This window comes from Acinetobacter sp. YH12064 (assembly GCF_013419735.1).
Taxonomy (GTDB): Bacteria; Pseudomonadota; Gammaproteobacteria; order Pseudomonadales; family Moraxellaceae; genus Acinetobacter; species Acinetobacter amyesii.
Genome location: NZ_VOZP01000007.1, coordinates 191,947 through 218,141, shown reverse-complemented (window position 1 = coordinate 218,141; position 26,195 = coordinate 191,947). Strand labels below are relative to the sequence as shown.

The 26,195-nt window shown below is 42.3% G+C and carries 29 protein-coding genes; 9 read left to right on the top strand and 20 right to left on the bottom strand.

What is annotated here, in order from left to right:
* Positions 1–45: 45 nt before the first annotated feature.
* Positions 46–1,047, bottom strand: coding sequence for a riboflavin biosynthesis protein RibF (gene ribF / locus FTU13_RS09355; RefSeq protein WP_180127499.1), 1,002 nt, complete (start codon positions 1,045–1,047; stop codon positions 46–48).
* 208 nt (positions 1,048–1,255) lie between these two features.
* On the opposite strand from ribF, the gene FTU13_RS09350 reads away from it, so the two are divergent.
* The 3 genes from FTU13_RS09350 (at position 1,256) to FTU13_RS09340 (ending at position 4,425) form a co-directional block, all read left to right on the top strand.
* Complete coding sequence (locus FTU13_RS09350; RefSeq protein ID WP_180127497.1) at positions 1,256–2,404, top strand: TDT family transporter; 1,149 nt, start codon at positions 1,256–1,258, stop codon at positions 2,402–2,404.
* A gap of 259 nt (positions 2,405–2,663) precedes the next feature.
* Positions 2,664–3,740: an aromatic ring-hydroxylating dioxygenase subunit alpha gene (locus FTU13_RS09345; RefSeq protein WP_180024673.1), complete on the top strand. Its 1,077-nt coding sequence runs from the start codon at positions 2,664–2,666 to the stop codon at positions 3,738–3,740.
* 118 nt (positions 3,741–3,858) lie between these two features.
* Positions 3,859–4,425 (top strand): 5'-nucleosidase, encoded by a 567-nt coding sequence (locus FTU13_RS09340; RefSeq protein WP_078190650.1) that lies wholly within the window; start codon positions 3,859–3,861, stop codon positions 4,423–4,425.
* 69 nt (positions 4,426–4,494) lie between these two features.
* On the opposite strand, the gene FTU13_RS09335 is transcribed toward FTU13_RS09340, so the two are convergent.
* The 14 genes from FTU13_RS09335 to ubiG all read right to left on the bottom strand — a co-directional run bounded on the left by FTU13_RS09335 (position 4,495) and on the right by ubiG (position 16,648).
* Positions 4,495–5,115, bottom strand: coding sequence for a TetR/AcrR family transcriptional regulator (locus FTU13_RS09335; RefSeq protein ID WP_078190649.1), 621 nt, complete (start codon positions 5,113–5,115; stop codon positions 4,495–4,497).
* Between the two features lie 347 nt (positions 5,116–5,462).
* Positions 5,463–6,269 (bottom strand): ABC transporter ATP-binding protein, encoded by an 807-nt coding sequence (locus tag FTU13_RS09330; protein ID WP_180127495.1) that lies wholly within the window; start codon positions 6,267–6,269, stop codon positions 5,463–5,465.
* Between the two features lie 10 nt (positions 6,270–6,279).
* On the bottom strand, positions 6,280–7,095 hold the full coding sequence (gene ssuC / locus FTU13_RS09325) for an aliphatic sulfonate ABC transporter permease SsuC (protein WP_180127493.1): 816 nt from the start codon (positions 7,093–7,095) through the stop codon (positions 6,280–6,282).
* Complete coding sequence (ssuD, locus tag FTU13_RS09320) at positions 7,095–8,270, bottom strand: FMNH2-dependent alkanesulfonate monooxygenase (RefSeq protein ID WP_180127491.1); 1,176 nt, start codon at positions 8,268–8,270, stop codon at positions 7,095–7,097. Before ssuD ends, ssuC begins: the two co-directional genes overlap by 1 nt.
* Before the next feature lie 33 nt (positions 8,271–8,303).
* Positions 8,304–9,293, bottom strand: a complete 990-nt coding sequence (locus tag FTU13_RS09315) for an aliphatic sulfonate ABC transporter substrate-binding protein (RefSeq protein ID WP_180127489.1) — start codon at positions 9,291–9,293, stop codon at positions 8,304–8,306.
* 26 nt (positions 9,294–9,319) lie between these two features.
* Positions 9,320–10,282, bottom strand: a complete 963-nt coding sequence (locus tag FTU13_RS09310) for a sulfonate ABC transporter substrate-binding protein (RefSeq protein WP_180127488.1) — start codon at positions 10,280–10,282, stop codon at positions 9,320–9,322.
* A 338-nt stretch (positions 10,283–10,620) separates the two neighbouring features.
* Positions 10,621–11,973 (bottom strand): amino-acid N-acetyltransferase, encoded by a 1,353-nt coding sequence (argA, locus tag FTU13_RS09305; RefSeq protein ID WP_111886026.1) that lies wholly within the window; start codon positions 11,971–11,973, stop codon positions 10,621–10,623.
* A gap of 131 nt (positions 11,974–12,104) precedes the next feature.
* Positions 12,105–12,515 (bottom strand): RcnB family protein, encoded by a 411-nt coding sequence (locus FTU13_RS09300; RefSeq protein ID WP_168379728.1) that lies wholly within the window; start codon positions 12,513–12,515, stop codon positions 12,105–12,107.
* Between the two features lie 241 nt (positions 12,516–12,756).
* Positions 12,757–13,167 carry an RcnB family protein gene (locus FTU13_RS09295; RefSeq protein ID WP_180127486.1) on the bottom strand — a complete coding sequence of 137 codons (411 nt, stop codon included), beginning with the start codon at positions 13,165–13,167 and terminating at the stop codon, positions 12,757–12,759.
* A 310-nt stretch (positions 13,168–13,477) separates the two neighbouring features.
* The gene (locus tag FTU13_RS09290) at positions 13,478–13,633 is read right to left on the bottom strand and encodes a hypothetical protein (protein WP_180008593.1); all 156 of its coding nucleotides are present in this window, start codon (positions 13,631–13,633) and stop codon (positions 13,478–13,480) included.
* A 232-nt stretch (positions 13,634–13,865) separates the two neighbouring features.
* Complete coding sequence (locus tag FTU13_RS09285; protein ID WP_180127484.1) at positions 13,866–14,285, bottom strand: hypothetical protein; 420 nt, start codon at positions 14,283–14,285, stop codon at positions 13,866–13,868.
* 168 nt (positions 14,286–14,453) lie between these two features.
* Positions 14,454–15,203, bottom strand: coding sequence for a YciK family oxidoreductase (locus tag FTU13_RS09280; protein WP_078190639.1), 750 nt, complete (start codon positions 15,201–15,203; stop codon positions 14,454–14,456).
* Positions 15,204–15,239: 36 nt separating this feature from the next.
* Complete coding sequence (locus tag FTU13_RS09275; protein WP_180127482.1) at positions 15,240–15,938, bottom strand: HAD family hydrolase; 699 nt, start codon at positions 15,936–15,938, stop codon at positions 15,240–15,242.
* On the bottom strand, positions 15,938–16,648 hold the full coding sequence (ubiG, locus tag FTU13_RS09270) for a bifunctional 2-polyprenyl-6-hydroxyphenol methylase/3-demethylubiquinol 3-O-methyltransferase UbiG (RefSeq protein WP_078190637.1): 711 nt from the start codon (positions 16,646–16,648) through the stop codon (positions 15,938–15,940). The genes FTU13_RS09275 and ubiG overlap by 1 nt, the downstream gene beginning before the upstream one ends.
* A gap of 182 nt (positions 16,649–16,830) precedes the next feature.
* Here ubiG and FTU13_RS09265 point away from each other — a divergent pair, with 182 nt between their 5' ends.
* Entirely contained in the window at positions 16,831–17,448 is a 618-nt protein-coding gene (locus tag FTU13_RS09265) for a thiol:disulfide interchange protein DsbA/DsbL (protein WP_111885097.1), read from the top strand.
* Positions 17,449–17,507: 59 nt separating this feature from the next.
* Here the strand turns inward: FTU13_RS09265 and FTU13_RS09260 are convergent, their stop codons facing one another.
* Complete coding sequence (locus tag FTU13_RS09260) at positions 17,508–18,185, bottom strand: TetR family transcriptional regulator (protein WP_180127480.1); 678 nt, start codon at positions 18,183–18,185, stop codon at positions 17,508–17,510.
* 176 nt (positions 18,186–18,361) lie between these two features.
* Here FTU13_RS09260 and rph point away from each other — a divergent pair, with 176 nt between their 5' ends.
* Together rph and FTU13_RS09250 are read left to right on the top strand one after the other, a co-directional pair.
* Entirely contained in the window at positions 18,362–19,078 is a 717-nt protein-coding gene (gene rph, locus FTU13_RS09255) for a ribonuclease PH (RefSeq protein ID WP_111885099.1), read from the top strand.
* A 150-nt stretch (positions 19,079–19,228) separates the two neighbouring features.
* Entirely contained in the window at positions 19,229–19,468 is a 240-nt protein-coding gene (locus FTU13_RS09250; protein WP_180127478.1) for a hypothetical protein, read from the top strand.
* 72 nt (positions 19,469–19,540) lie between these two features.
* Here FTU13_RS09250 and nadC read toward each other — a convergent pair whose 3' ends face one another.
* Positions 19,541–20,386, bottom strand: coding sequence for a carboxylating nicotinate-nucleotide diphosphorylase (gene nadC / locus FTU13_RS09245; protein WP_180127476.1), 846 nt, complete (start codon positions 20,384–20,386; stop codon positions 19,541–19,543).
* Positions 20,387–20,584: 198 nt separating this feature from the next.
* Between nadC and ampD the strand changes: the two genes are divergently transcribed.
* Positions 20,585–21,157: a 1,6-anhydro-N-acetylmuramyl-L-alanine amidase AmpD gene (gene ampD, locus FTU13_RS09240; RefSeq protein ID WP_180127473.1), complete on the top strand. Its 573-nt coding sequence runs from the start codon at positions 20,585–20,587 to the stop codon at positions 21,155–21,157.
* Between the two features lie 86 nt (positions 21,158–21,243).
* Positions 21,244–22,785, top strand: a complete 1,542-nt coding sequence (gene murJ, locus FTU13_RS09235) for a murein biosynthesis integral membrane protein MurJ (protein ID WP_180092649.1) — start codon at positions 21,244–21,246, stop codon at positions 22,783–22,785.
* Between the two features lie 163 nt (positions 22,786–22,948).
* Here the strand turns inward: murJ and FTU13_RS09230 are convergent, their stop codons facing one another.
* Positions 22,949–23,107: a DUF1328 domain-containing protein gene (locus tag FTU13_RS09230; protein WP_005006601.1), complete on the bottom strand. Its 159-nt coding sequence runs from the start codon at positions 23,105–23,107 to the stop codon at positions 22,949–22,951.
* Between the two features lie 167 nt (positions 23,108–23,274).
* Here FTU13_RS09230 and FTU13_RS09225 point away from each other — a divergent pair, with 167 nt between their 5' ends.
* The gene (locus FTU13_RS09225) at positions 23,275–23,727 is read left to right on the top strand and encodes a YcgN family cysteine cluster protein (RefSeq protein WP_180036044.1); all 453 of its coding nucleotides are present in this window, start codon (positions 23,275–23,277) and stop codon (positions 23,725–23,727) included.
* A gap of 27 nt (positions 23,728–23,754) precedes the next feature.
* Here the strand turns inward: FTU13_RS09225 and FTU13_RS09220 are convergent, their stop codons facing one another.
* Positions 23,755–24,231: a DUF523 domain-containing protein gene (locus FTU13_RS09220; protein WP_078193265.1), complete on the bottom strand. Its 477-nt coding sequence runs from the start codon at positions 24,229–24,231 to the stop codon at positions 23,755–23,757.
* Between the two features lie 20 nt (positions 24,232–24,251).
* Complete coding sequence (locus FTU13_RS09215) at positions 24,252–26,048, bottom strand: EAL domain-containing protein (RefSeq protein ID WP_180127471.1); 1,797 nt, start codon at positions 26,046–26,048, stop codon at positions 24,252–24,254.
* Between the last annotated feature and the right edge of the window lie 147 nt (positions 26,049–26,195).

The window sequence follows — 26,195 nt, the reverse complement described above, 5'->3', positions numbered from 1 at the left end:
TTATCAGCCCGTTGACTGACGCGTTTTACAATAAATAATCGGGGTTTAAAAGGGGAAATGAGGGTGCTGACCTCGAAACTCAAGGAGCTTTTCGACGTCGTCATCAATTCCGGCTTTCAGTGCTTCAAGCGAAGGGTAGTCCTTTTCGCCATGTAAAAAGTTCAAGAACGTCACCCGCATTAACAGGCCATACAGATTAGCAGAAACATCAGGAAAATGTACTTCTAATCGCCATTCAGGATGTTCCTGTTTAATTGCGGGACGCGTACCAACATGCCCTGCACCAAACAGGGCAAAGGGTGCATAACCTGCAACCCCTAATTTGTCAGCATTTTCGCTTTTTACTTTATCTGTTAAAGATTCGGTTTCACAAATGACATCGACTGCATAAATGCCATTTAAACAAGGTTTATGACGGTTTAAACGCACATTAATGGTAGGAAAATTAATCGTGCGACCGATTTGATCGCCATACTGTACACGACCTGTGATGCTATAAGGACGACCTAAAAGCTTTGCGGCATGGGCAAGGTCGCCTGCTTGTAATGTCTGACGAACCAGTGTTGAACTGACACGTTCGCCATCGACTTCGACATTTTGCAGGGCTGTGACTTGGAAGCCGTATTGGCGTAAAAATTCGCTATTGCCTTGACGGTTTTTGCCAAAGTGGTGATCTTCGCCCAAAACTAAACTTTGTGTATTGAGTTTATTTTTTAAAATATCGGCAAATTCTTCAGCGCTGAGATTACGAAAGGCATTGTCAAATTTCGCCACCACAATATAGTCGACGCCCAGTTCAGTTAAATATTCGACTTTTTCACGTAGTGAACTGATTCGAGGTGGAGCGTCATAAGCTTTAAAGAATTCAAGTGGTTGTGGCTCAAAAATCATCACAGCTGTTTTTAAGTTTTGTTGCTGTGCTATGTCTTTGAGCTGGCTGACCATCGCTTGATGACCCAAATGTACGCCATCAAAATTGCCAATGGTCACGGCAGTTTTGGGGAGTTCTAAGTGGGGCGCTAAAGCATTCAGACGGAGCAGCTTCATGGGCGAATCAATTGTTGAAAATGTTTGAGGGCTATATATTGCCATAATCTTCTGCGTTCGTCTTGTTGTTGTGTTTTTACTCAAGTTTTTTTATGCAGAGATGAATTAGTTATCAGTAAAATAAATTATAAAAATAAATATTAATCAATTTTTCTTATTTAATGGTGTGCTTAAACTATAGACATTCCATTTTGATGAGCATCATGCGATGAAAATGCCATTTTATCAACTTCAGCATAAACAAGACTTGATTCGTCATTTCACCCCAAACTGGTTTACGGTGGTGATGGGCACAGGTGTGGTGGCCCTCATTTTACCATTTATAGCGTTGGCGCCGCAGTGGATGTGGTCCATCGGAGCAGGGTTGTGGCAGATCAGCATCGTGTTGTTCATATTGTTTAGTGGGATGTATCTCAGCCGATGGATCTTGTATCCACAAGAAGCCAAGCAGATTTTCCAGCATCCGGTGATGAGTTTATTTCTTGGGGCAATCCCCATGGCACTGGCAACCCTGATCAATGGCGCATTGAAATTTGGCACCACGCTGTACACTGAGTTTTTGGGCGTAAGTATCATCACATGGGCTGAATATTTATGGTATGTCGATGTGTTGATGGCAATTGCGATTGCATGGTGTGTTCCCTTTCTGATGTTTAGTCGTCAGCAACATGCGCTGCAAGGCATGACCGCAGTATGGTTATTGCCGATAGTGGCTTGCGAGGTGGCTGCCAGTTCAGGCGGTTTATTGTTGGCGCATTTACCTGCACAGGCCCATGCTGTCCATATTTTGCTGGGGAGTTATCTGCTTTGGGGAATCTCAGTATTTCCAGCCTTTGCCATCTTAAGCATCTTGTTGCTGCGTCTGGCTTTACATCAATTGCCAAGCAAGGAGATGGCAATCAGCAGTTGGTTGGCCTTAGGACCGATTGGGACAGGGGCGTTAGCGCTGGTACTTTTGGGAGAGCAAGCCCCTCGTATTTTGACAGCAGTAAATTTGGTTGATTTAGGACAGGTGTTACTTCAAGGCGGTGTGTTTGCAGCCCTTGTTCTACTTGGATTTGGTGTATGGTGGTTTGGAGTCGCTATACTCATCACGCTAAAACATTTACGAGATTTACCCTTTAATCTCGGGTGGTGGGCGATGACGTTTCCATTCGGCGTTTTTAGTTTGGCGGTCATCCATTTGGCGGAACAAACGCAGTTACACGCTATTCAACAGTTCGGTACTTTTTTTGCAGTATTGCTCTGTACGCTTTGGACATTGGTGATGCTGAAAACCATACAAGGGTTTTATCGCGGCAGCTTATTTTTTTCTCCGTGTTTAAAAGCGTATTGTGATGCTCAGCGCGCATCTTAAATGATGTCGGGTGAATGTAAATCCGTTGAAGAAAACTATTGCGCGTTGGCTTTGACGGATTTCAGCAAACAAATATAGAGCTTCTGCAAGCGTGTGATGCAGTTACGTTATTTTGCTATCCAAGCAAAACATTCATGTATAAAATTTGCGCGTATTTTCGAGAGATCAATTGGCTTCGAGATATAAACTTGCTTGAAGTATAGGAACTAGAGCAAGGCATATGGATTAAAACAAAAAAGATAAAAATAAGGATCGAATTATGTGTAATCAAACCAGTTTTTGGGATGATGCCAAAGGATTATTAGAAGAGTGGTACGTCGCTTGTACCTCTAAAGAACTCAAAAAAGATCAACCTTTTTCAGCCACCCTGTATGGTAAAAAAATTGTTCTGTTCCGACAAAAAGATGGAACAGCCGCTGCATTGCTCGATCAATGTGTGCATCGTGGTGTGCCTTTGTCTCAGGGTAAAATGACTGATGGCTGCGTTACATGTCCATATCATGGTTGGTCGTATCAGGGTGATGGCCATGTGGCGCATATTCCCAGTGTCAATGGGCAGTTTTTTCCAGAAAAACCGCATCCCTTTAAACAGCGTAGTTTTGATGTGTGTGAGCAAGATGGGGTGGTATGGATTTATCTCGGTGAAAAGCCCAAACAGGAACGCCCAGAAATATTTAAATTACCGTTTTATGATCAAGCCGGCTGGGTCAGCTATTACATGGTCGGCAGTTATGATGGTGAGATGGGCGCTGTTGCACAAAATATTATGGATGTGACCCATACCATATTTGTGCATGAAGGCTGGTTTCGTTCAGAGTCGGGAAAAGCCGTGGATGCCACCATAGATGTGGGGCCGCGCAAAGTAGTCGTTGACTATCATGACCATGATGCAGATGTTGGCATGATGCCATGGCTGACCAATCCGCATGGTGCTGAACAAGTCCACCGCGACAGTTTTATCGCGCCGAATATTACCTTGGTGGAATACCATTGGGGAGAGCCGTCGGGCATGGTGTTTAATAGTCTGATTAGCCCTGTGGGACCGTATGAGTCAAGGGTTTATACCTGTGTTAGTTATAAATTTCCGATTCCAAAATTGTTGTCTAAGGCATTGATGCCGGCTGTGAATGCCTATACTTGGGTGGTCAACAAACAAGACATTAAAATTTTGTCAGCGCGAAGAGTTGGCATCGAGCATATGCCGATGACCCATTCGCATAGTGTACGAGGGGATATGGCACATATTGCCTTAGAGAAGATTTTAGATGCCTTACGTCACGACCAACAATTGGCACCATCTTTTATTGGCAAACGTCCGATGCAATTTCAAATTTGATAGCAGTTGAATCTGCTTGAGGAGTTTATTTTTCTGAGCAATGTGATTTTTGAAGCTGATTTTTTCTGCGCACGTGCAAATGTATGCTATATGAAGGCATCAATTTGAGGAGACCGCTATGCGTCAGCAAATCGCTTTAATTATGGCACTGCCGAGTGAATCTAAAGGCTTGTTTGAAGCTGCAGGCATTGAAGTGCATTACAGTGGTATTGGTAAAGTCAATGCCGCATTTAAAGCCTTTGATGTGATTCAAAAAACCGGATGTCATACTTTGCTGAATTTGGGCACTGCGGGAAGTTCACATTTTGATGCACATGCTTTGGTTGAAGTGGCTCAATTTGTACAACGGGATATGGATGTATCGCCTTTGGGTTTTGATGTCGGGGTGACCCCGATGGATACCGATCATCCTGCTGAAATTCAGCCAGAGAGCATGTTTAGTCATTTGCCTAAAGGAATTTGTGGTACAGGCGACAGCTTTGAAACTGGGCTGCCGAAAGTACCGTGTAATCTTGTCGATATGGAAGGCTACGCAATCGCTAAAGTATGTAAAAAACTGGGTGTTCGCTTTGTGTCGGTAAAATATATTACCGATGGTGCGAATGACACAGCACATTTGGATTGGGAAGAAAATTTATTATTCGGCGCAAAGAAATTATTGGAATTATATCAAACAGTAAAATAAGGCATTTAGCTAATTTCGGTCGGCGACCATAGAATGCTATGGTCGTATGCCAATTCGACCCAATTCAATTTACTTTTCTGGGCGTGGAATTACACCGTAAAGCATCATATGAACGGTATGTTGAATAATCCGTTGTTGCATACTGCGATTACGTAAGGTTTTTCCAGTGACCATTTCCATTTGGGTTGCAAAGTCAGCATAGTTTTGCGTGATTGCCCAAATGTTCAGAATTAAAAGTTCTGGATCAATATCTTTTGAAATTTTGCCTTGTTCTTGCCAGTTGCTAATGACTTTGGCTTTGCGTTTCACTAATTTTTTTAGTGGGCCTTTTAAAATTTCAAGAATGTGTGGTGCGCCCTGAATGACTTCAAGTGCGAACAAACGTGAGGCTTTCGGTTGCGTACGAGATACTTCAATTTTCTGCAATAGATAATTGGTGATCGCTTCTTCAGGCTCAAGGTCTGCTTCCAACATTTGTAGCGGAGCAAGCCACTTTTGTAGAACCGTTGTCAGAACTTCAACATAAAGCGCTTCTTTATTTTCATAGTAATAGAAAATATTCGATTTATGCATTTCTGCAATCTGTGCGATCTCATCCAAGCTGGCGCCATTGAAGCCATACAGGGAAAAGACATCCAGTGCTGCATTAAGCAACTGGTGGCGTTTCTGGGTACTCTTTTTTTGTTCCATTAGCTCTTTTAAGAAAATGAAAAGGGAATATTGAATTGTACGGCAAATCAACAGATTTGTGCACAATCATCGTTTTTAATTTTATGAATTTTGGCAGTTTATTCTGTTCAATGGTCAAATAAATACGACGAATGCCATAATATTTCAAATAATCATTTTAGGGTGAAATTTAAATAAATCATTATTTTTAGTCATGGATTTATATGATTTGTCGTAATTTTTGTGATGTATTTGTCAACAGGCGATAAATCTACCCTCAATGCTAAACATGGTTTTGTTGCGATATTGTTCTTGAATAGTACAGGAAGTCACACGGTTTAAGTGATGATTTCCTGCACAAGTACAGCTTAAGTGGCCAACACCGCTTGTAAGACTTGTTGTTCAAGTTCAGTAAATTCAATGCCTTTTTTTCGTGGTCGGGCCAAATTGACATTAAATTCTTTGGCAATATGGCCTTTATCAAGCAAGATTATACGGTCTGCCAACTGTACGGCTTCACTCACATCATGCGTGACCAAAATCGCGGTAAACCCTTGTTCAGTCCAGAGTTTTTCAATCAAATTCTGCATATCTAAACGTGTTAAGGCATCGAGCGCACCCAGTGGTTCATCTAGCAGCAAAATGCGTGGTTTATGTGACAAAGCACGTGCCAGTGCAGTACGTTGACGTTGCCCCCCTGATAGCTGTGTTGGCCAAAGCCCCGCTTTGTCTTTTAAACCAACTTTCTCGAGGAGTGCTGTGGCATTGGCATGTTGGTCTTTGCTTAAACCGAGTTGCACATTTTTCTCAATGCTACGCCAAGGCAGGAGGCGAGGGTCTTGGAACATCACACGAATATCATCACTGGTGATGCCTTCACGAATATGACGAGCAGACTTAAATTTAATTTCGCCATAACTCGGTTTTTCTAAGTCGGCGATGAGGCGAAGCAGGGTACTTTTACCACAGCCACTACGACCGACAATCGCCAAGAATTCACCAGGTTGAATATGCAGGTCAAGGTCTTCAAGGACTTTAACATCGCCATAAAATTTGTGTAGTTGTTCAATCAGGATCTCTGCGCCCAACACCGCATGGGGGTTGATATCCTCGACAGAAGAACGCTGAGGTTGGGTTGAGTCGTCTGCATGACGGCTTATGCTTAAATCGGTCATCACATGCTCCTTATTTTTGGTAACCCGAGTGCCAACGGAGTAAATATTTTTCTAAGGCAACAGCCAGTACATCGGCTAATTTACCGAGTAGGGCATACAATAAAATCCCGACCAAGACGATGTCGGTTTGCAGGAACTCGCGTGCGTTCATGGTCATATAACCGATGCCGGCTTGTGCAGAAATGGTTTCTGCCACAATCAACAAAACCCAAACGAGACCGAGTGAAAAACGCAGGCCAACCAAAATAGACGGCATCGCTCCCGGCAGAATGATTTCTTTATACAGTTGCCAGCCACTCAAACCATAGCTTTTGCCCATTTCAATCAGTTGACGGTCTACAGAACGAATACCATGATAGGTATTGATATAAATGGGAAAGAATACGCCAATAGCGACTAAAAAAAGCTTGGCCGATTCATCGATCCCAAACCATAAAATCACCAATGGAATTAGAGCAAGAGCAGGAATATTACGGATCATTTGCAGCGAGGTATCGAGTAGCGTCGATGCTGTTTTTGATGAACCATTTAGCAGCCCTAAAAAAAGACCTAATCCACCCCCAACTAAAAGCCCAACCAAAGCACGACCCGCACTGATTTGGACATGCTTCCACAATTCACCACTGATCAGTAAGTTCCAAAAAGCCACCACGACCGCACTTGGCGCAGGCAAAATGCGACTTTCTAACAGCCCTGTAATAGAGGCAATTTGCCATACAATAATTAATGCAATAGGAAACAACCAAGGTAGCAAACGCTGCCCGAGTTGTGTTCCACGTGAAACCTTCGGTGCTTTGAAGGTTTCAACAGAAACAGTTTTGGACATTAGGCCGGCTCCTGAATCTTTCCAGCTTTTTTATTTTCATCTGGGGTGTAGTTGTTCGCGACGATCTCACCAAATGGGCCTGTTAAGTTAGGTTGAACCAATTTCTGACGCGTTTCCAATGGCAGTAGTGGGAACACCAATTCTGCGAAACGGATCGACTCTTCAAGGTGTGGGTAACCAGAGAAAATAAAGGTGCTAATTCCTAGATCAGCATATTCTTGGATACGTGCGGCTACCGTTTCAGGATCACCAACGAGTGCCGTACCTGCACCACCACGAACCAGGCCAACACCCGCCCATAAGTTTGGCGATACTTCTAATTTGCTACGGTCGCCGTTGTGCAGTTCAGCCATACGGCGTTGACCAACAGAGTCCATGGTTTTGAACTTGGCTTGCGCGGCTGCAATGGTGGCATCGTCGACATATTGGATCAGCTCTTCTGCTGCTTTCCATGCCTCTTCATTGGTTTCGCGCACAATGACATGTAAACGAATGCCATAATTCAGTTCACGTCCTTTGGCTTTGGCTTTTTCACGCACCACTGCAATTTTTTCTTTTACCGCAGCAGGTGGCTCACCCCAAGTTAAATAGGTGTCAACTTGATCTGTCGCGAGTTCAACAGCAGCTTCTGACGAACCGCCAAACCATAGTGGTGGATAAGGTTTTTGTACCGGTGGATAGAGTAATTTGGCGTCGTCTACACTCAAACGTTCGCCATGGAAGGTATAGCTTTCACCAGTATGTGAACGGGTTAAAATTTCACGCCAAATTGTGGTGTATTCCGCGGCAGTTTGGTAACGCGTTGCGTGATCTTCATAGACACCATCACCCTTGAGTTCTTGCTCATCACCGCCTGTAACTAAATTCAGTAAGATACGACCGCCAGATAAACGGTCAAATGTTGCAGCCATACGTGCAGTCAGTGCAGGCGTTGTCACCCCTGGGCGTAGCGCGACTAGAAATTTTAGATTTTTAGTGGCATCAATCAAGCTTGCAGCTGTAAGCCATGGATCTTCACATGAACGACCTGTCGGAATCAGAACGCCTTCATAGCCAAGATTATCCACCGCTACTGCAATTTGCTTCATGTAGGCATGATCGACTTGGCGTGCACCTTTACTTGTTCCTAAGTAGCGACTGTCACCGTGGGTAGGGATAAACCAGAAAATTTTCATGTTCAGTTCCTTGTATTTTTGATGGCTCGGGTATCAATGTGATGAAGGTGTCCAAACTAGCTTTTGGACTTGAATGTTGTTTGGAATCAGTTGGACTTGTTTAAATAAGTCCGCAATATTTTGCTGTGCTTGTATGACCTCGGGTGTCAGTGGGCGCACAGGAGATGGTTTAGATCGGCGAGAAAAGGCTTGCGCAGCAATATTCTTTTGCAGCCCAGTGCTGTTTTGATAAACCTCTAAAGCCACATTTTGGTTCTTCACAATCCACTGATCGGAAGCGTCTAGGGCCTTTAAAAATTTAGCTGGGGCATCAGGGTGCGTTTGAACGACTTTTGGATTTGCCACATAAAATGAATAGGTCTTTGGAAAATCACCAGATTGAATCAGCACTTTAGCCTGAGCATCCAACTCCGCTGCAGATAAAAACGGGTCCCAAATAGCCCATGCATCAATTGATTTTTTATCAAATGCGGCCCGTGCATCTGCTGGTGGAATCCAAATCGGTTGAATGTCATTCCAAGTCAAACCGGCTTTTTCTAAAGTTTTGGCTAATAACTCATGCGCACTCGAGCCTTTTTGTACAGCAACGCGTTTGCCACGTAATTCTTGAATGGTTTTGATTGAGCTATCCGCTGGAATCACGACAGCAAGCGACTGTTCAGGCACCACTTCATAGCCAATATAATTCAGGTCTTTATTGGCAGCTTGGGCAAAAATAGGCGGGGTGTTGCCGACATAGCCATAATCCACCGCACCGACCGCAAGAGCTTCTAACATTTGTGGGCCAGCAGGGAATTCCTTCCATTCAATCTGAGCGCCGGGAAATTGTTGTTCAAAGAGCTTTTGTTCACGGGCAACCAGCAAATTTAATGCTGATTTTTGAAAACCGATAACCAAGGTTTTTACGGTAGTTTCAGTTGGTTTTTCACGATCCTGCTGTGCTGTTTCTTGTTTTTGGCAGGCACTGAGCCCAAGGCCTAAGGTGGCTAAAGTCAGTATGGAAAATGTTCTTAGAATACGCATGGCATCGCCCTTATGCTGTGGTCGGCTTATTTGATAATGGCCGACTCAATATTTAATTTATTTGGAATTAATTTTTCGTTATAAAACGCATCAGCGACTTGCTGCTGCTCTTGTGCCACTTGTGTAGTAATCGGCGTCACTTGATTGCCTAAGCGAGAAATTGATGTTTTAAGTACATCTAGACCTAAGCCGGTTTTGCCTTCGAGTAACTTGGCCGCTTCATCTTGATTTTTTGAGACCCATTGCGTGGTCAAATTCAACTCATTCACCACGGCTTGTAGTACTTTTGGATTTTCCTGAGCAAATTTACGATCGGCCAAATAGAACTGGTAGTTCTTCACCAAGTTTTCACCATTGGCAATGGTGCGAGCATTAAGTTGATGCTCAGCGGCAGAAAGGAACGGGTCCCAAATTACCCATGCATCAACGGCGCCTTTTTCAAAAGCAGCACGTGCATCGGCAGGCGGTAAATACACGACATTGATGTCGCTAAATTTAAGCTGATTGGCTTCCAACAACTTGAGCAACAGGTAATGCACGTTTGAGCCTTTGTTTAAGGCCACACGTTTACCTTTTAAGTCCTGAATACTGTGAATAGCCGAATCTTTTTGCACAATTAAAGCTTCAGCTTTTGGAACAGCAGGTTGGTTGGCAATGTAAACCAAATCGGTTTGAGCGGCTTGAGCAAAGATAGGCGGTGCTTCACCGACTTCACCAAATGACACGCTGCCCACATTGAGGCCTTCAAGCAGCTGTGGACCCGCAGGAAATTCCACCCATTTGATATTTACACCTTGGCTTTTTAAGGCTGTTTCTAAGGTTCCGCGTTCTTTTAAAATTGGCAATAAGCCATATTTTTGGAAGCCGATATTTAAGGTGACATTTTCTTCAGCCTCTTTTTTGCCACAGCCCGACATCATCATGGCACCCACAACCGCTGTAGACAGTACAAGTGTTTTTGTCCAAAGTTTTGCTTTGTGCGTACGCATGTGTTGCTCCTATAAAGGCCTAAAGTTGCAGAACTGTTGATTTATGAACACATAAGCTAAAGAGTTTTCTTTTTCGAAAAAAATAAGAAAACTTAAATTTAAAATCAGGAAAAAAGATAAATAAATATTAGCAAAACTTATGAAAAATTATGATTTTAGAAAAACATATAATGTGTCGAAGCATTATTTTAAGTTATTGAAATTATTTTATTTATTTGGGTTATTTAAATGGTAGATATGGTTATTCTATGGCTTGCAAAGTGATTTGAGGGGATAGCCAAGGGATTCGGCATAACCTTATGCAAAATAATGCTATTCAGCGCATAAAAAAAGCCACTTTAAAGTGACTTTTTACAAACCAATGAGTTTCTTTGGTAGTTATATAAGGCCTGACGGGCATTCGGTAAGTCATCGACACTGACTTGTTCAAAACCTTGTTCAAGGAACCAATGCGCTGTCCGTGTGGTCAAAATAAACAATTGTTCAATACCTAAATCTCGCGCTTTTTCTTCTAAATAATGCAAAATTTGGCTGCCACGATTCGATTTTCGATAACCTGGATGCACAGCCACACATGCGATTTCAGCAGAGCGTTTTTCATTCCCTGTGACAGGAATCGGGTATAACGCAGCGCAAGCCAAAATCGTACCGTCACGTTCAATCACTGCAAATTGTCCAATTTCATTTTCCAGACGTTCGCGTGAGCGATAAACCAAGATGCCTTCTTGTTCGAGAGGGCGTAAGAGATTGATTAAGCCACCCACATCTTGAATATCGGCAGTACGCACTTCTTCATAATGCGCATCCGTGATCATAGTGCCAGAACCGTCACGCGTGAACAGTTCTTCGATCAATGCGCCATCATAGGCATATGAAATAAGATGAACACGGTGTACGCCTTGTAAAGAAGCATCTTTAGCAACGCTTAAATGCAGGGCAATATCGGGATTAGAATCTTGATATTGCAAAATATGCTGATCAAGTTGATGAGGTGTAATTTCGCGTTGTAGCTGCCCATGTTCATTGTGCAAACCGTGTTGTTTGCCCAAGAAAATTAACTTATCCGCTTTTAAACTTATCGCAGTTTTGGTCGCAACTTCTTCAGCCAATAAATTAAACACTTCACCTGTAGTGGAATAACCTGTCGGCCCAAGCACCACAATGTTTTGGCTCTCTAAATGACGTTGAATCGCATCAATATCGACGGAACGAACTTCACCAGACAGTTGAAAATCGATACCGTCACGAATGCCATACGGTTTTGCCGTGACTAAATTACCTGAGACCACATCAATGCGCGCGCCGTACATCGGTGAGTTGGCTAAACCCATAGATAGGAGGGCTTCAATTTGCAGACGAATGGAGCCAACAGCATTCATCACTGCAGGTAAAGATTCGCGTGTGGTAATGCGACGATGATGATGAAATGGTGTCTGGATGCCGCTGCTTTGTAAATTATGATTGATTTGCGGACGGGCACCATGCACCAAAATTAGACGAATACCAAGCGAGTGTAATAAGGCAATATCGTGAATAATGTGTTGAAAATTTTCATGTTGCAGCGCTTCACCATCAAACATGATGACAAAGGTTTTGTTACGATGCGCATTAATATAGGGTGCAGAATGACGGAACCAATGCACATACTGTAAGGTTGTGCTAGAAGATGGTTCAGTGATATTCGTTTGCATGCCTATGCCTGTTTATTCGCTTTGGTATGGATGATTCTAAACAAAAACATATGACAGCGGAAAGCAAATATAAAAAAACACCTGAACAGTGTTCAGGTGTTGGGAAAGGGACTTAAGAGATCGTCGAATGATTAGCCATTCTTAATGCGAATGATGCGATCGGTACGATCATTGACTAGCACGTAGTCACCATTGATTTTGTACCATTGTTGATAACGACCGGTGTTCGGTAAGCGGCGCGCTTCACGATCACTCACTTTGTAGCGGCTTGAATCGAAATAACGAGGAAAGCTTTGACCAACACGCCAATCGCGGCTTGGATTTACACGACGAAAGTCATTACGGTCGTAGCGATTATTGTCATAACGGTTGTTGTTATTCCAATTGCTCGGACGGTGATCTTTATCCCAACGGTTGTCTTGATGTTGGTATGACGGATGGTAACGGCGGTCATCTTGACGATGGTCTGGCGCAGCAATGGCTGCTGTTGTTGCCATCAAAGCCGATACGGAAAGAACTAAACTCGATACGATTTTGTTCATGGGACACCTCTATACATTTCTAATCTGTTTTTCGATGCTTCAAAATTAGCGAGAAAGTTCAGAGAAAGCGTGGGGGCAATATAGTTGAATTGTGAAATGTATGGAGTAAATTTGAAGGTGTGTAAATGATCTGAACGTTAGGCAGCATCAGCTTTTGCGGTTAAACATTAAAAAAACCTCATAAAAAAGCCCAGAGTTGATCTGGGCTTTAAAAATATGGCGAAATTAAATTCAAAACGGCTTACATACCTAAAATTTTCAGAATACTGTTACTATCTGAGTTGACCAATATGTAGTCATTATTGATTTTATACCATTGCTGATTACGCGATGGTTTAGGTAAGTTATGGTCTTTATAATCGACTTTATAACCATTACCACGATAATGCTGTGGCATCACATAGCCCGTTTGCCATTTATGTTGTTGCAAACGTTTGACTCCACGTTGTTCACGCATACGGCGTCGATCTTCAAGATCGTCATCGTCCTGATAACCACGGAAATTACGATCTTTTTTCACTTGACCATATGCATTGCCGCGTGGGCCATCAAAGCCACGTTCATCGTTCTTGAAGTGAGGCGCTGCAGACGTGATGCTGCTTGCTATTAAAGCACTGAAAGAAATAGCCAAAATTGGCAAAATCTTTTTCATGTTCAACCCTCATGAGTAATTTATCTTCAATATCACTACTGTACGCATTAAATGCAGAGAAACTGTGAAGAAAGATGAATATTTCTTTAAATAAAACGAAGAGATTGCGGATATTATGCGATAAATTTCGTGCTGAGAACAATCTTTCCATCTTGAAAGCGATGGTCCGATAATGCGTGCTTTTTATCCTTGCAATTCAGCTTTGATTAAATTTGAGGTCTATTGTAAGCACGATCAAAAACGCCCATCAAGTCTTGATGGGCAAATAGGGTAGAGATACTGGAATGAAAACGGTGGGTAAATTCGGGTTTTAGTACCACTGCTCATTGAGGCATTGGAGTGAATAAATCGCTTGAGCCACAGATTCAGCTTGCTCGGCATCGTCCATTGCAGAGATCAAATTTTCAGTCAGTTGTAAGGTTTCAATTGAACGAATGGTTTCAATTTTACGTGTTTGATCAGCCATTTGGGTCTCCTTGCCGTCGGTCTATGTCATGGCCAACAGTCTATGCTTTTATACCTAATTTGAAAAACCGAATATTATTATAAAAATAATTTAAAAATACGATCAATGGCAAGTTGGGTAATGAAGCTGTCTATTGATCAAAGCTTGTTGAATTTCAAATGCTAATCTAAGAGTTTAAAAAAAGGGCATCAAATGGCCCTTTTTAGTTCTAAATGTGTCACTTGGAACGTAATTAGTATGCGTATTTCAGGTCAGTATAATCCGTTAATGATTTTTGAATATGAGCTTGAATAAATTCATTAATATCTTCAGGTGTCATTGCTGCACCTTGTTTGGTAATCACATGCTCAAACGGTGCTTGATCTTGCGCAATGATGCGATAAACAAAGTTAGTGATCACTTGAAAGCCTGCTTCTTGCTTTTGAATGCAAGTGACATAGAAATAGGCATGCTCAAAGTTTAAGTCAGTATGCGAAAAAATAAATTGTTCAAATAATTTTGCATTTTGACCGACATCTAAGCCCTTTAAATCTTCCACGATACTCGGGTCGAATTTCATGCCATATTTTGCTGAAATCGGTTGACCATCGACCAGTAGGTTAACCATGCCATCCTCAGTTGGAGTCACTGTAATATTGCTAAAGTCAGACATGTATCAATCCAATGTTTTTAAAGAATGCCCCAAGTATCGGCAAATTTGCTAAAAACTCAAGTCGACTTTCGCGTGGACACCGCGAAATCAGTCGGTTAATGATGTCTTGTAGGCATTCAATACATAAAAAAGGAAGCTCGCGCTTCCTTTTTTAAATTGGCTTTAAGCTTATTCATCTTGGGCATCTATGCTGGCACCGGTTAAATGCAAGCTGTCGTCACCCATTAAATATAAATATGCAGGCATGATGCTTTCAGGCGTAGGCAAAGTTTTTGGATCTTCGTCTGGATACGCCTTTGCACGCATGGCAGTACGTGTCGCACCGGGATTAATGCAGTTAAAACGAATATTGGGGTGTTCATTTTCTTTGGCGAACAATGTACTCACGGCTTCAATGGCAATTTTTGAGACCGAGTACGCGCCCCAACGTTCACGGGCTTCACGTCCCACACCCGAACTGGCAAAGACCACTGAGGCATGCTCAGATTTTTGCAGTAATGGCATTAGCTCTTGAGTCAGTACAAAAGGCGCACGAAGGTTCACCGCCATAACATCATCCCAAACATCCACAGGATAATGTTCTAGTTCAGTCCGCTCACCCAAAATCCCTGCATTATGCAAAATGCCGTCTAGGCGTCCAAATTGCTTTTCTAAGGTATCGACCAACAGCTCATAATCACGAGGAGAGGCACTAGACAGTTGTAGCGGTAAAATCGCCGGTTGGGGGGCACCCAATCCTTCAATTTCATCGTAAATCACTTCTAGTTTATTCAGTGTGCGTCCATGTAAAACCACGGTTGCGCCATGTAAGGCATAGCTGAGGGCAGCCGCACGGCCAATACCATCGCCCGCACCTGTAATCAGGATAATGCGATCTTTAAGCAGATCGGGGCGAGGTTGATATTCTGAATATTTCATCCGTACCTCCTCGTTTTATTGTGTTGTGTTCTATCGTTATAAAGTCGCTGTGTTGAGCGTTTTCGGTTTGATGACCAAATCATGAATGACTTCATGCAATTCAGCAACAGTCTTCACTATACAATCTGCATGCCAAGCTGTTAAGTCATCTTTGTGTTGTAAAGGTAAATAGCCATAAGCCGCAAGAATTGTGTACATCTGCGCATTACGACCGGCATCGATATCACGTGGATGATCACCGACATAGATACAGTCTTGAGCATCTAGATGAATGTGCTTGGCTGCTAAATACATCGGTTCTGGGTCTGGCTTGGTTTTACTGACATCGTCTGGGCAAACCAATACCGAGCAGCGCTCATTCAAATTCAACGCTTTGAGCAACGCTTCACTGAGTGAACGCGGCTTATTGGTGACAATGCCCCACGGAATTTGATGTTGTTCTAACTCTGCGAGTAGTGGATACATGCCTTCAAATAGATCGGTATCAACTGCAATATCAGCACCATACAGGTCTAGAAAGCGTTGACGATGTGCCAGAAAGGCAGGATCTTCAACGTCTAACTCTGGATAGACCAGTTTGACCATCGCACGCGCGCCTTCAGATACTTGTACACGAATATCTTCTGCACTGACCACCGCAATGCCTTTGTCACGGCACATGTCTTGAATAATACGAATAAAATCAGCCGCGGTATCAATCAGTGTACCGTCAAGATCAAAGAGTACAGCTTTCATTAGGCTTCTTTCACCGTATGAACCATGTAGTTCACATCCACATTCGGTGCGAGCCAATAGCGTTTGGTGATCGGGTTATAATGTAAACCTGTCATATCTTTGAGTTTTAACTCGGCTTGACGAATATCATGAGCTAATTCTGAAGGTTTAATAAACTTGGAATAATCATGAGTGCCTTTCGCCAACATGCGTAAAACATATTCCGCTCCAATAATCGCAAACAAATACGCTTTAGGATTACGGTTAATGGTCGAGAAGAATACATGACCACCCGGTTTTACCAGTTTTTGACACGCTAAAATAATTGATGCTGGATCAGGTACATGTTCGAGCATTTCCATACAGGTAACGACGTCATATTGACCTGCTTGTTCTTCTGCCAATTGCTCTACAGGTACTTGGCGATATTCAATATTTTGCACATTTTCTTGTTCGGCATGTAGGCGTGCAACATTTAATGGCGCTTCGCCCATGTCGATACCCAATACTTGCGCGCCACGACGTGCCATGCTTTCAGCTAAAATACCGCCGCCACAGCCTACATCTAATACTTTCTTGCCAGTGATACCATTTGAATGCTCATCAATCCAGTTCAAACGCAGGGGATTAATCATGTGCAAAGGGCGGAACTCAGAATGCTGATCCCACCATATGGCTGCGAAAGCTTCAAATTTGGCAATTTCTTGTGGATCAACATTCAATTGCGACATCGGTTGCACCTCAATCAAGTCTTTATATTTTAGAAAAAAGTTTATGGGAGTTAGTGTAGCGCGTCCTGAAAAAAAAGCGATAAAAGCCTTAAAAAAGTTCACAGAATGAAAACGAAATCGACAGATTTGATTTATAGTGTTGCCATAAACTAATCATAATGATTTTGAGGACGATAAGTTCAATGAAAAAATTCCTTTTAGGCACGATTACAACAGCTATTTTGGCTTTTTCTGGCAGTGCGATGGCAGCACAATTTGTCGCGGGGACTGATTACACGGTTATTCCAAAACCGATTAAAGTCGAACGTCCGGGTAAAATCGAAGTTCGTGAGTTCTTTTGGTATGGTTGCCCACATTGCTTTACATTAGAACCACATATGCAAACGTGGTTAAAGCAATTGCCTAAAGACGTTCGTTTTGTGCGTACACCTGCAGCAATGAATCCACTTTGGGAACAAGGCGCACGTGCTTACTATGCATCGGAAGCACTGGGCGTTCGTCAAAAAGCACATTTACAATTGTTCCATGACATTCATGTGGGTCAGAAAAATATCTTAGAACAAGGCGCATTTGCGAAGTTCTACACCCGTTATGGTGTTCCTGAAGCGAAATTTAACAGCACATTTAAATCATTTGCTGTGTCTTCAAAAATTGCTCAAGCGAAAAGCTTAGCGGCTCAATATCAATTGAGCGGCGTGCCTGCGATTACCGTCAATGGTAAATACATCGTACAAGGTGAAGATGCACGTACCGTTGAAATCGTGAAATTCCTTGTTGATAAAGAACGCAAAGCGAAATAACAGATGTCATAAAAAAGCCGCACTCGATGCGGCTTTTTTATGGCGATAAATTTTGCGTTTTAGGTCGATAAATTTTGCGGATCAGCGATTTGAGCCAAAGATCGATCCCAGTGCAAGATGCCACGAAATAAGAGCTGAACTTGGGTCTGAGCTTGGCGGCGAAATTGTTGTAGCACATCAGTACGTTGTGGAAGCTCAACATGTCGATGTAAGTCAATCCACTGCATTGCCCAACTTAAGGCCAATTCAAACAAAATTTGTCCCAATACTTTGAGGTCTTGTTCGGATTGAATATGTTGAGTCGCTTCAACTTGAGCCAGTGCATGGGCCAAATCGGTACTGAGAAAATTAAACTCACGTGTAATGGCTTGTCTTAAGGATGCTGAACCGCCCCAACGCTCTGCAATGAGAAACATCCATGCCTCAGGAAATTGCTCAACGGCATGAAATAAATAATCCAGACTCTGTCGTGTTCGTGCATCTGGTGCTTGAAAGCATTGCTGACTCAGTTGATTGAGAACATTGCGAAGGTGCAGGGCCATTTGGTCGACCAGTTCCAAACCGAGTTCGTCAATGTCTTGAAAATGGCGATAAAACGCAGCAGGAACCAAGCCGACATGACGGGAAATTTCGCGTAAGCTCAGGCTACTGAAAGAACGGCCCGTAGTACTCAATGCAAGCGCTGCATCAAGGATAGCTTTACGACTTTGTTGCTTACGTTCTTCCCGTATCGACATGCAATTCTTCCTGAATTTTGCGTGGCTTCAGTCTAACAAATTTCCTGATGTCGTACGATGGGCCTATCAAAACTTGGATGAATGGATTTTGTAAATGCGCACGAATGCGTCCCGAATCTGGCTGTACCTTCTGTTATAATGTACCGCAATCAATTTTGTCAGATTAAGGACTCATCATGCGTATCGACCAACGAGCATTAGATCAATTACGTGAAGTAAAAATTACCCGTAACTACACACGTTATGCGGAAGGTTCTGTATTGGTTGAATTTGGTCATACAAAAGTTCTTTGTACTGCAAGTGTAGACAACTCAGTGCCACGTTTCCTTAAAGGGAAAGGTCAAGGCTGGGTAACTGCGGAATACGGCATGCTTCCACGTTCTACACATACCCGTAGTGACCGTGAAGCAGCACGTGGTAAACAAAGTGGTCGTACACAAGAAATCCAACGTTTGATCGGTCGTAGCTTACGTGCCATGGTTGATTTGAAAAAATTGGGTGAAAATACCATTAGCATCGACTGTGATGTGATTCAAGCAGATGGCGGTACACGCACAGCATCAATCACAGGTGCAGCTGTTGCTTTGGTCGATGCGATGAATGTCTTGCTTGAAAATAAAAAAATCAAACAAGATCCGCTTAAAGGCTTAGTTGCAGCTGTTTCTGTAGGTATGTATCAAGATGAAGCATTACTTGATCTTTGCTATGAAGAAGATTCAAACTGCCAAACTGACTTAAATGTGGTCATGACACAAGCAGGTGAGTTCATTGAACTTCAAGGCACAGCTGAAGACAAACCATTTACGCGTGCACAGTGTAATGAAATGCTTGAATTGGCTGAAAAAGGCATTCAAGAATTGATCAAAAAACAACAAGAAGCTTTAGGCTGGTAAGTTGTTTGATTCAGTTTAAACTGAATAAAGAGCGCATCTTCGGATGCGTTTTTTTATGCGCTGAATATAGAAAATCCAACAAGAATCGGCTATTAAGTATCGTGTCTTTGACTCAAATTAATAGAATCAGGATGCTTTGAAGGACTAAAAATGAAAAATTGGATGATGTATTTTTGTTTATTCAGCGTATTTTTGATCAGTGGTTGTGATTTTTTGGGGAATCAGGATCAAGAGCGTGAAGGTGGTCATTTTTCTGAACAAAGTGAAAACTCAAAAGATCAGGACGATGATCAAGATGAGCGCGAGCAGCATGAAGACGATGCGGAGCATGAAAAGGACTCTGAACATGAAGATCAACGAGGTGCAAAACAACAGCAAGATGATGATTAAGTCATGCTAGAGGTTAAGCAGAAAAAAGGGTGCGACAGCACCCTTTATTTATGTTTAGAGTAAGCCTAGAGCTTAGGCATTAAAGCGCATCGATAAATCAATCGCTGTCACATCTTTGGTAAGCACACCCATCGAAATATAATCGACCCCTGTCGTTGCCACTTCACGTAAATTTGCAATAGTGATATTGCCTGAGGCTTCAAGTTTGCAGCGACCATTCACATGTTTGACGGCATCAATCATTTGTTGCTGACTAAAGTTATCTAGCATCACAATATCCGCACCTGCTTCCAACGCTTGGTTGAGTTCATCCCAAGTTTCGACTTCAACTTCCACAGGTTTACCCGGAGCAATGGTATGCGCTTTAGCAATAGCTTGGCTAATGCCACCTACTGCCATGATGTGATTTTCTTTAATTAAAAACGCATCAAATAAACCTAAGCGATGGTTTTGACCACCTCCGACAGCAACTGCATATTTTTGTGCAATACGTAGGCCTGGTAAGGTTTTACGGGTATCGAGTAAACGAGTATTCAAACCTTCAAGCTGCTGGACATAGGCAGCAGTTTTAGTCGCTACTGCAGATAATGTTTGTATAAAATTTAAGGCTGGACGCTCAACCGTGAGTAAACTACGCGCAGAACCTGCGAGTTTTAAAAAGGCTTCGCCTGCGGCAACACGGTCACCATCATGTTTCAACCAAGTGACTTGGACAGCGGCATCGTAAGCCTGAATGAGTGCATTAACCCAAGGCTGACCCGCCAAGATCATCTCTTCACGGCTGATAATCGTTGCAGTGGCTTGTTCATCTTCTGGAGTTAACAGGGCTGTAATATCGCCTTCGCCAATATCTTCTTGTAGTGCGTGTTGAATATTGATTTGGATTGATTGTTCAAGCAAAGATTGCGATATGCTCATAAGAAGTTCCGTATCTTTTTAACCCAGGAAAATGTGCGCGTTATATTAGCATTGTTCCTTAAAAATGAGCGATTTTTAACTCCTTTCACAGACTTGAATTGAGATTTCAATGTGAAAGTTTTAGCATTAAACCTTTCAAGTAGGGCTCGGCGTTTTGATCTGCAGCATTGCAGGCCGGCTTAGACACAGGATTTTTTTATGTCACAAGCAACAACATTTCAGGTGCAGGATGGGCAATTGCTAGGTGCGCGTCAAATTCCATCACCGAATTTTAACCAGCGTCCCGCAGATACCGAAATTCAGCTTGTCGTCATTCATAATATTAGTTTGCCACCTTCTCAGTTCGGCGGTGGTTATATCGAACAATTTTTCCAAAATCAGTTGGATTGGTCGAAACATCCTTATTTTCAAACCATTGAAGGTATGGAGGTTTCTACCCATTTATTGATCTTGCGTACAGGTGAAGTACTGCAATTTGTGAATTTTAACGATCGTGCTTGGCATGCAGGGCGTTCTACCTATTTAGCACAAAAAGAATGTAATGATTATTCGATAGGCATTGAACTCGAAGGAAGTGATGATTTACCTTTTGAAGCTGCACAATATGCCGTGCTGACCGAGATCGTGGCGTGTTTACAACAGGTTTATCCAAAAATTCAACAACATATTGCAGGGCATTCAGATATTGCACCGGGACGTAAAACTGATCCGGGTCCATTTTTTGAGTGGAACGCTTTTCGTCAACAGCTGCATCATTTTAAAAACAAATAAACAATACATACTGCGTTTAATAAACCAATGAAATTCCTTGACGAGTTTCATTACAATAGGCGCACTTTCAAAAGTGAGAAATACCGATGGCGCTTTGGCGTTCGACAGTCATTGTCAGTGCAATGACTATGTTGTCCCGTGTATTGGGACTGGTACGGGATATTGTCCTGTTAAATGTATTTGGTGCAGGTAAAGACTTCGATACCTTCGTGGTTGCCTTTCGTATTCCTAACTTTTTTAGGCGCTTATTCGCAGAAGGGGCATTTTCGCAAGCCTTTATTCCTGTATTAACTGAATATAAAACCAGTCGAACCCATGCCGAAGTCCAGATTCTGATTAGCCGTGTTTTTGGCTGTTTAGGTCTGGTGATGACTAGTTTGACGTTCATCGCAATGGTGGCGGCACCTGCCATTATTTATATCTATGCACCGGGTTTCCATGGTGATGCAGACAAGTTTGCGTTAGCTACCGATATGTTCCGCCTAACGATTCCTTACTTACTGTTTATGTCCTTAACGGCATTTGCCAGCAGTATTTTGAACAGTTATGGCTCATTCAGTACACCTGCGTTCGCTCCAGTGTTACTCAATGTTGCGATGATTGCCGGTGCGCTGTGGTTAACCCCTTATATGGCTGAGCCAATTATGGCTTTGGGTTGGTCTGTTGTCGCGGCAGGATTCTTGCAATTGGCGATTCAGATTCCAGAGCTGTGGCGTAAAAAATTACTGATTCCACCGAAAGTTGACTTCAAACACGAAGGTGTTGATCGGATCATGAAGTTGATGCTGCCAGCACTGTTTGGTGTCTCAGTGACGCAGATCAACCTACTGTTGAACACCATTTGGGCGTCTTTTATGCAAGATGGTTCAGTATCATGGCTATATAGTGCTGAACGTATGACCGAGCTACCTTTAGGTTTGATTGGGGTAGCTATTGGTACCGTGATTTTACCGTCATTGTCTGCACGCCATGCTGAACAAGATCAGGACAAATTCCGCCGTATGATTGATTGGGCAGCTAAGGTCATTATCTTGGTGGGTGTGCCTGCCAGTATTGCGCTTTTCATGCTCTCTACACCTATTATTCAGGCCTTATTTGAACGTGGTCAATTTAGCTTTGAAGATACACAGATGACCGCATTGGCATTGCAATGTATGAGTGCCGGTGTGATTTCATTCATGCTCATCAAAGTGTTTGCACCAGGGTTTTATGCGCAACAAGATACCAAAACTCCAGTACGTGTAGGTTTAATGGCGGTCGCAGCCAATGCCATTCTTAATGTGGTGTTTATTGGATTCTTTAAACTGATTGATTGGCATGCTGAGCATATGGCCTTGGCATTGGCATCCTCTGGTTCCGCATTAGTAAATGCAGGGATGCTGTATTTTTATTTACATAAGCGCAATATTTTCCGTTTTGGGGCGCATTGGAAAAAGTTGGTGATTCAGTTTGCGATAGCCAATGCTGTGATGATTGCTGCTCTGTGGTATGGCTTAACATGGTACAACGGTGATGTATCTGCGTGGATGCGTGTCGCGGAAGTGATCATCTTATGTGTGATTGGTGTTGCTGCTTATGGTATCGCCTTAATTGCAACAGGCTTTAGACCACGTCATTTAAAACCATAAAGCTAAAACCACACAACGTAGTAAGTTTACGTGGATGTAAAAAAATAAGAGCACATAGGCTCTTATTTTTTTCATTGACACTCAAGATGATAAAAACGTATGTTTCTTATCCATGAGTCTAAGGGGGGTAATTTGTAGTTTAAAACGACATACAATCCGTCGCCTAAACTTTTCCTCGAGAGAGGAAACCAACAATTGCAAGGATAACTGCAATAACCAAAAGAATAACAGCAAAGTCTTTGGATAAGCCTGCCACACCACCAAAACCTAGCAGACTCGCAATCAATGCAATTACAGCGAAAATAATAGCCCAGCGGAACATAGTTTTATCTCCATGTGATTTTTTATTCTGTATGCCCATTATAAGAGGCTAAAAAAACCTACTATGTAGTCTTTTGTTTATTTAATGTTCAATATTCGGTAACTTAAACAAAGAATTAATGTGCAGGTTCAGTTAATATGCCTGCCACCTTTGTTGCGAGCGAGAAGATGACCGATACTCTACGCCCACATTTTTGGAAAAAGCATGCTTTGACTGAACTCACCCATTTGGAGTGGGAGTCACTCTGTGATGGTTGCGGGCTTTGCTGTTTAATTAAGCTTGAAGATGAAGATACTCATGAGGTTGCCTACACCAAAGTGGCATGCAAACTTTTAGATTGTGAAAAGGCATCTTGCTCCGATTATCCAAATCGTCAATCACATGTTCCAGACTGTATACAGCTGACGCCACATCAGATTCACCAATTTCATTGGCTACCACCGAGCTGTGCTTATCGTAGAATTTCTGAGGGTAAAGATTTACCACGTTGGCATCATCTAGTGACGGGAAATCGTGACAGTATTTTGAAGGCACGAAAGTCTGCCGCAGGGCGTTGCATCAGTGAAGAAGACGTCAACCCTGATGATATTGAAGATTATATTGTACGTTGGGTACGCTAAAGGACACAGATACGCTCTATCTTGGATCTAGAGTTGATCTTGTATCATAGCCAGAAAGTCTTGTTCTGACAGAACCTGAAAACCGTGCTGTTTGAGGAGTGCTGTGGTTACTCCATAGCCTTCAATTTTCGTACGGGTAAAGCTGCCGTCATAAATATAATGGCTGCCGCAAGACGGGCTGCGATCTTTCAAGACAACAACATCAACTTTGTGTAATTGGGCCAATTCTAACATTCGTTGAGCACCTGCAATAAATTCAGCACTAACGTCTGTCCCCAAAACATCTTTAACTTGAGCTGTACCATTGAGCACATCAGTGGCTTGACCATTTTGAATTTCTGCAGGAAAACGTGGACAGCTCAGGCCGCCCATCATTTCTGGGCAGGCCGTAATGACTTGGTGAGTCTGCATCAGTTGGCAAATCGCTTGTTGTGTATTTGATTTGGCATCATAACGAACGGGTTGGCCTGCCAGACAGGCACTGACTAAATACTTCAGTGTCATCGTGTCATGCTCCACAAGTTTTAGTGACTCAAAAGTTCCATCGCATGGTCATAACTGAGCGGACGATAAAAGTAAAAACCTTGTCCAGTATGACAATTACATTCTTTTAAGGTATCGACCTGTTCCGGTTTCTCTATACCTTCGACTAATATATTCAGGGAAACACTCGCACCAATTTGTGTAATCGCTTTGACAATGGCAAGTGCTGAACAGTCGGTATGCATGCGTTCCACAAAATTACGGTCTATCTTAATACAGTCGACAGGGTAATTACTCAAACGTGTTAATGATGAATGACCTGTACCAAAATCATCTAGAGAAATGTGTATGCCATGCTCTTTTAATAAATGGAGAGCGCGAATCACATAATTTGAGCCACGTTCTGACAGGCTTTGCTCGGTAATTTCGACCTCAATAATGTCTGGTGATATACCAAACTGCTTTAAGCGATTCAGTAGTTTTTCCGCATAATCATCACGTAAAAATTCGACAGGTGCAGCATTTATTGAAATCGGTAGCGGTTGCAGTCCAAGTTCAATCCATTTTTGAATATCTTGAAAGATTTTAATTTGCATTGTTTCACTAATGCGTGAAGCCAATTCATAATCTTGAAATGCAGCAAAAATTTGAGAAGGTAATTGTAATTGTTGGTCTTTATCATACCAACGTAACAACGCTTCAAAGCCGATAACTTGACTGTCAGACAGACGAACTTTGGGTTGATAAAACGGAATAATTTGATTGGACTTAATCAAGCTGCGTGCAAGCGTTAATTGGCGAGTAGTATTTTCAAGGGTTTTGAACATAGTATGGTTGAACATTCGTACACCACCACGACCACTGCTTTTTAAATCATTTAGCGCAATATCAGCACATTTAAGTAAATTGGAGGTATTTTGTGCATCGCGAGGGTAGATCGCACAGCCAATACTCATACCAATATTGATAATTTGCCCATTATAGAAAATGGGCATGTCCATTTGCTGACAGGCGATGCTGGCAAAATTCTGTAATTGTTGTTGCGATTTTAAATTTGGAATAGAAATGGCAAATTCATCGCCACCTAAACGTGAAACTACAATATTTGTATCAAAACATTGCTGAAAACGCTGCCCAAGGGTATGCAGTAAATGGTCTCCTGCACTATGACCTAAGGTGTCGTTAATATGCTTAAAATAATCTAGATCGATTAATAACAAACCCAGTTGTTGCTGATGTTCTCGCGCCACTTTTAATTGGCTTTTAAATACTCGACTAAACGCACGGCGGTTTAATAAACCTGTTAAATCATCTCGTTCAATGATGCGTTGAAGTTTATTTTCTGCAAGTCGCTGTATCGTAATATCACGTGATACACAGAGGATTTCTTTGACTTGGCCATATTCGTTGAATACTGGGCTGAGCATATTATCCCAATAAGCCAAGGGTTCATCTGCTACTTGGCTCATGCCAACAAAGCGAGATATTTTACCTTCTTTGGCTTCGGCAAAAGCATTCAAACACGCGTCACGGACTTCTTCAGGCAGTAATTTATGCCAAGACATACCAAACTCAGTTTCAGTTAGAGGTACGCCCAGAGCTAAACATCCCGCGCGGTTCATATGCAGAACATGACCGTCTAGACTTAATAATTTTATACAGTCGACACTGGCATCTAACATTTGATTACGACTATTCAGTTTTTCTCGTAATTCAGCGCATTGATTATCTTGTAATTGTATATTCTTGGCTTGGGGCATTTTTTGAAATAAATTTATAGGTAGATCAATGCCTTGTTGAACTTGAACGATTCGCTTTTGCTTTGTTGATTGCTTCATACAATCTGTCCAATTGGGTCAGGCAAGTCTAAAATGGGATATCTTGCCGATGATACTTTAATTTGATCAATAAGGGCTAGGATGTCTTGTTACATTATAGTTAACATTCGCCTAAGCTTTTTTACATGCAAGATACTTAAATAACGA

Coding starts and splice junctions, on each gene's coding strand:
- ribF (WP_180127499.1), bottom strand. CDS start 1,047: ATGAAGCTGCTCCGTCTGAATGCTTTAGCGCCCCACTTAGAACTCCCC.
- FTU13_RS09350 (WP_180127497.1), top strand. CDS start 1,256: ATGAAAATGCCATTTTATCAACTTCAGCATAAACAAGACTTGATTCGT.
- FTU13_RS09345 (WP_180024673.1), top strand. CDS start 2,664: ATGTGTAATCAAACCAGTTTTTGGGATGATGCCAAAGGATTATTAGAA.
- FTU13_RS09340 (WP_078190650.1), top strand. CDS start 3,859: ATGCGTCAGCAAATCGCTTTAATTATGGCACTGCCGAGTGAATCTAAA.
- FTU13_RS09335 (WP_078190649.1), bottom strand. CDS start 5,115: ATGGAACAAAAAAAGAGTACCCAGAAACGCCACCAGTTGCTTAATGCA.
- FTU13_RS09330 (WP_180127495.1), bottom strand. CDS start 6,269: ATGACCGATTTAAGCATAAGCCGTCATGCAGACGACTCAACCCAACCT.
- ssuC (WP_180127493.1), bottom strand. CDS start 7,095: ATGTCCAAAACTGTTTCTGTTGAAACCTTCAAAGCACCGAAGGTTTCA.
- ssuD (WP_180127491.1), bottom strand. CDS start 8,270: ATGAAAATTTTCTGGTTTATCCCTACCCACGGTGACAGTCGCTACTTA.
- FTU13_RS09315 (WP_180127489.1), bottom strand. CDS start 9,293: ATGCGTATTCTAAGAACATTTTCCATACTGACTTTAGCCACCTTAGGC.
- FTU13_RS09310 (WP_180127488.1), bottom strand. CDS start 10,282: ATGCGTACGCACAAAGCAAAACTTTGGACAAAAACACTTGTACTGTCT.
- argA (WP_111886026.1), bottom strand. CDS start 11,973: ATGCAAACGAATATCACTGAACCATCTTCTAGCACAACCTTACAGTAT.
- FTU13_RS09300 (WP_168379728.1), bottom strand. CDS start 12,515: ATGAACAAAATCGTATCGAGTTTAGTTCTTTCCGTATCGGCTTTGATG.
- FTU13_RS09295 (WP_180127486.1), bottom strand. CDS start 13,167: ATGAAAAAGATTTTGCCAATTTTGGCTATTTCTTTCAGTGCTTTAATA.
- FTU13_RS09290 (WP_180008593.1), bottom strand. CDS start 13,633: ATGGCTGATCAAACACGTAAAATTGAAACCATTCGTTCAATTGAAACC.
- FTU13_RS09285 (WP_180127484.1), bottom strand. CDS start 14,285: ATGTCTGACTTTAGCAATATTACAGTGACTCCAACTGAGGATGGCATG.
- FTU13_RS09280 (WP_078190639.1), bottom strand. CDS start 15,203: ATGAAATATTCAGAATATCAACCTCGCCCCGATCTGCTTAAAGATCGC.
- FTU13_RS09275 (WP_180127482.1), bottom strand. CDS start 15,938: ATGAAAGCTGTACTCTTTGATCTTGACGGTACACTGATTGATACCGCG.
- ubiG (WP_078190637.1), bottom strand. CDS start 16,648: ATGTCGCAATTGAATGTTGATCCACAAGAAATTGCCAAATTTGAAGCT.
- FTU13_RS09265 (WP_111885097.1), top strand. CDS start 16,831: ATGAAAAAATTCCTTTTAGGCACGATTACAACAGCTATTTTGGCTTTT.
- FTU13_RS09260 (WP_180127480.1), bottom strand. CDS start 18,185: ATGTCGATACGGGAAGAACGTAAGCAACAAAGTCGTAAAGCTATCCTT.
- rph (WP_111885099.1), top strand. CDS start 18,362: ATGCGTATCGACCAACGAGCATTAGATCAATTACGTGAAGTAAAAATT.
- FTU13_RS09250 (WP_180127478.1), top strand. CDS start 19,229: ATGAAAAATTGGATGATGTATTTTTGTTTATTCAGCGTATTTTTGATC.
- nadC (WP_180127476.1), bottom strand. CDS start 20,386: ATGAGCATATCGCAATCTTTGCTTGAACAATCAATCCAAATCAATATT.
- ampD (WP_180127473.1), top strand. CDS start 20,585: ATGTCACAAGCAACAACATTTCAGGTGCAGGATGGGCAATTGCTAGGT.
- murJ (WP_180092649.1), top strand. CDS start 21,244: ATGGCGCTTTGGCGTTCGACAGTCATTGTCAGTGCAATGACTATGTTG.
- FTU13_RS09230 (WP_005006601.1), bottom strand. CDS start 23,107: ATGTTCCGCTGGGCTATTATTTTCGCTGTAATTGCATTGATTGCGAGT.
- FTU13_RS09225 (WP_180036044.1), top strand. CDS start 23,275: ATGACCGATACTCTACGCCCACATTTTTGGAAAAAGCATGCTTTGACT.
- FTU13_RS09220 (WP_078193265.1), bottom strand. CDS start 24,231: ATGACACTGAAGTATTTAGTCAGTGCCTGTCTGGCAGGCCAACCCGTT.
- FTU13_RS09215 (WP_180127471.1), bottom strand. CDS start 26,048: ATGAAGCAATCAACAAAGCAAAAGCGAATCGTTCAAGTTCAACAAGGC.